The organism is Streptomyces sp. C (assembly GCF_000158895.1).
Taxonomy (GTDB): domain Bacteria; phylum Actinomycetota; class Actinomycetes; order Streptomycetales; family Streptomycetaceae; genus Streptomyces; species Streptomyces racemochromogenes.
In genome coordinates this window covers 7,024,452-7,027,640 of the sequence record NZ_GG657750.1, presented here as the reverse complement: position 1 = coordinate 7,027,640, position 3,189 = coordinate 7,024,452, and the positions used below count along the sequence as shown (strand labels likewise).

General features: G+C 76.4%; 2 protein-coding genes. One reads left to right on the top strand and one right to left on the bottom strand.

Annotated elements, in window-relative coordinates:
* Positions 1 to 214: 214 nt before the first annotated feature.
* Complete coding sequence (locus tag SSNG_RS44280) at positions 215 to 1,783, top strand: hypothetical protein (RefSeq protein WP_347232509.1); 1,569 nt, start codon at positions 215 to 217, stop codon at positions 1,781 to 1,783.
* Positions 1,784 to 1,825: 42 nt separating this feature from the next.
* Here the strand turns inward: SSNG_RS44280 and SSNG_RS31470 are convergent.
* A partial coding sequence (locus tag SSNG_RS31470) for an AMP-binding protein (protein WP_042802443.1) occupies positions 1,826 to 3,189 on the bottom strand: 1,364 nt, incomplete at its 5' end.

Here is a 3,189-nt window from a genome sequence, read left to right as displayed (position 1 = left end):
TATATATATATATATATATATACATATATATATACATATATATAACAAACATATATATATATACATATATATAGATAGACATTTATTCATATAGAACTGCTGGGCCTCTTCCTCCCGGGACGACGTCGGGGACGGCGACACCCCGGGGGGCGGACCGGGGGGCGGACCGGGGGGCGGGCCGGGGGGCGGACCGGAAAGCGGACCGGCCGCCCGGCTGGGGCTGCTCTTCGTGGAGCCCTCCGCCATCGGACTCGGCACCGGCCGGCTGCTGTACCGGGACGTGCTGCGCCGGGCCGCCGGCCTGGGCCTGCGCAGGCTGCTGATCGACGCCGATCCGCACGCGGCCGGCTTCTACCGGGCGATGGGCGCCGTGGAGCACCCGGGCGCGGCCCCGGAGGGGCTCGTACGGTTCGAGGCCCGGCCGGCTCCGCTCGCGGACTGGGCGCGGGCCTGGACGGGCGGGGTCCCGGCGGTGCACGTGGGCAACGTCGCCGAGTTCAACGCGCAGTTCGCCGACGCCTCCCTCGACCCCGGGCAGCGCGCCGCGCACGACTACGCCTGCCTGGCCGCCTTCTACAGCCCCCGCCCGGCGGCCCTGGTGCTGCCCCGCGCCGTGTCCCCCGGCTGGGTCGCCCTGGTCGGCCGGCAGTTGGGCTGGGACCGGGAGGTCGAGGTGTACGACGGGCTCGCGGAGCGGGGCCCGGGGCTGTCGGACGCCGTGGCGGCCCGGCCGGCGCTGGCCCGGCGGCTGACGGAGGGCGGGCGGCCCCTCGTACCGTGGGGGCTGACCGGGCCGTACGCCCGGCTCGCGGGCCTGCCGTGGCGGCCGGACGGGCTGCGGTACGAGTCGAAGTCGGCCGCGCACGCCCTGTTCGGGCGGATCCTGGCGGGCGGAGGGCACCCGGGGATCACGCTCCCCGCGCAGTGGCGGGCCCGCACCCGGCGGGCGGCCGTCCGGCTGCTGGCGGCCCGGTCCCGGGCGGGCGAGAGCACCGTTCTCAAATCGGAGCACGGTGTCGGCGGTTCGGGCACCACGGTGGTCACCCCCGGGGAGGTGAAGGCGGCCGGCGGGGCCCGGGCCGTGCTGCGCCGGCTGCCGCGCGGGCCGCTGCTGCTGGAGGAGTACGTGCACGGCCCGGCCGACGCGCGCCTGCCGCGGGACCTGACCTACGACGGGTTCGTGGACGGCGCCGGCCGGCCGCACGAGGTCGGCGCGGCGGTGATGGACGTGGCCGACGGCGGCTACCGCGGCGCGACGGTCGGCCCCGGAGTGGTGCCCGGCCGCCTGGCCGGGCCGCTGCTGGCGTTCGGGGCCGCGGTGGGCCGTCAGCTGGCCGCGGCCGGCTACCGGGGCTGGTTCGACGTGGACTTCGTCACCGACGCGGCGGGGCGGCTCGCGCCGACCGAGGCCAACCTGCGGCTGACCGGCCCGTCGGCGGCGTTCATGGTGGCGGCCCGGCTGGACGAGCTGCGGGGCGCGGGGCACCTCGTACGGATCGCGGACCGCGTGGAGCTGGGGGCGCGGCTGCCCGACGCACAGGTGGAGGCGCTCTGCGCGGACCTCGTGCGGGGCTGCGCCGCGCTCGGGGCGGTGTTCGTGCCGGCGATCCCGACGGGGGCGTTCGACCCGGAGCCGTGGCTGGGCGTGCTGGTGGCCGCGCGCGGCGCGCGGGCGCTGGACGCGGCCGAGGCACTGGTGCGGGAGCGGGCCCGAGCGGCCGGCGACGGCTTCGGACCGGACTTCGACCCCGACCCCCATCCGGCCCCCCGCCCCGGCCCCTGACCCCGCCTCAGACCCCGGCCCGGTGCCCGCCCCCGTCGGGGGTCAGTCGTCGAAGTCGAAGGGGCTGACCGGTTTCCGGGTCGCGTAGACGGCCACGACCAGGGCCGCGATCATCAGCGGGACGTTGAAGGCGTACACCAGGGCGGCCTGGCGCGGCCAGTCCTGTTTGGCCGCCAGCCGGTAGAGGTTGTCCTGCGGCCACCAGGCGATCAGCAGGTAGGCGATCGCCAGGTGTGCGGCGGCGGTGATGCCGCGCCCGCGCCGCTGGGCCAGCATCGGTCCGCGGCCGCTGAAGAGGAACACCACCCCTGCCCCGAAGGCGAGGCTCTCGCAGAGGTAGAGGATCCAGAAGAGCGCGGCCCACGGGTTGGGGACGCCGGTCAGGTCGGTGGAGCCGGGCCAGATGACGCTCGTGAACGCCAGCGCGAGGAGGCCGAGCAGCGGGGCGCCGCAGCCCAGGGCGGAGCCGAGCGGCAGCACCTCCTGGCTCCCGGCCGCGCCCGCCGTCCGGACTCCCCCGTACTTGCCGCCGCCCCGGCCCCCGGCCACGGGGGCCAGGAGCAGCGGCGGCTGCGGCACCTGGGTCCGGTCCTCGCGGCCGGCGCGGGTGCGGGGCAGGGCGCGCATCCGGACCACCGCGCGCGGGACCGCGTCGGCGGGCACCTTCCCCTTCAGGTGCTCCCGGAGCCGGGCGGTGTCCGGCAGGACCTCGGCCGGGAGCCCGTGCGGCGGGGAGAGGTACGCGACGAGCCGGTGCCCGCCCCCGGCGACGGCGACGCGGTTGACCAGGGCGGTGCCCACGGCGGGGTGCGCGCGGATCTCGGACTCCAGCGGGTAGGGGTCGATCCGGGTGCCGTCCCCGGCCTCGATCCGGTCGGCGGCCCTGCCGCCGAACTCCAGGAGGCCGTCCGGGCGGAGCACCCCGAGGTCGCCGGTGGCTATCGCCTCCCCGCCGCCGGGCGGGTCCACGGTGAGGTGCCCGTCGTGCACCCGGACCCGGCAGCCGGGGAAGGGGGTGCCGAGCAGGGAGATCCGCTCGGGCCCGTCCAGCGGGCGGGGCAGCTGCGGCAGTTCGAACCAGGCGCCGGTGCCGGCGGCCTCGGTGAGGGCGTAGACGTTGAGGACGCGGGCGCCGGGGCGCAGCCGGTCCTGCAGGGCGCTGTGTTCGTCGAGGTAGAGGCGGTCGCCACTGACGGCGAGCAGCCTCAGCGACCGGAGTTCGGCGTCCGGCTCCAGGCGGAACGGGGCGATGTCGGACGCCGGGGGCCCTTGTGCGAGCAGCAGGTCCGCGGCACCGGCCGGGTCGGTGTGGACCACGCTGACCTCCGCCTTCCGGACAGCGCGCCGCACCTGTCCGGGCAGCCACGCCGCGGTCTCGGGCAGGACGAGGGCGCCGCCGGAGCACA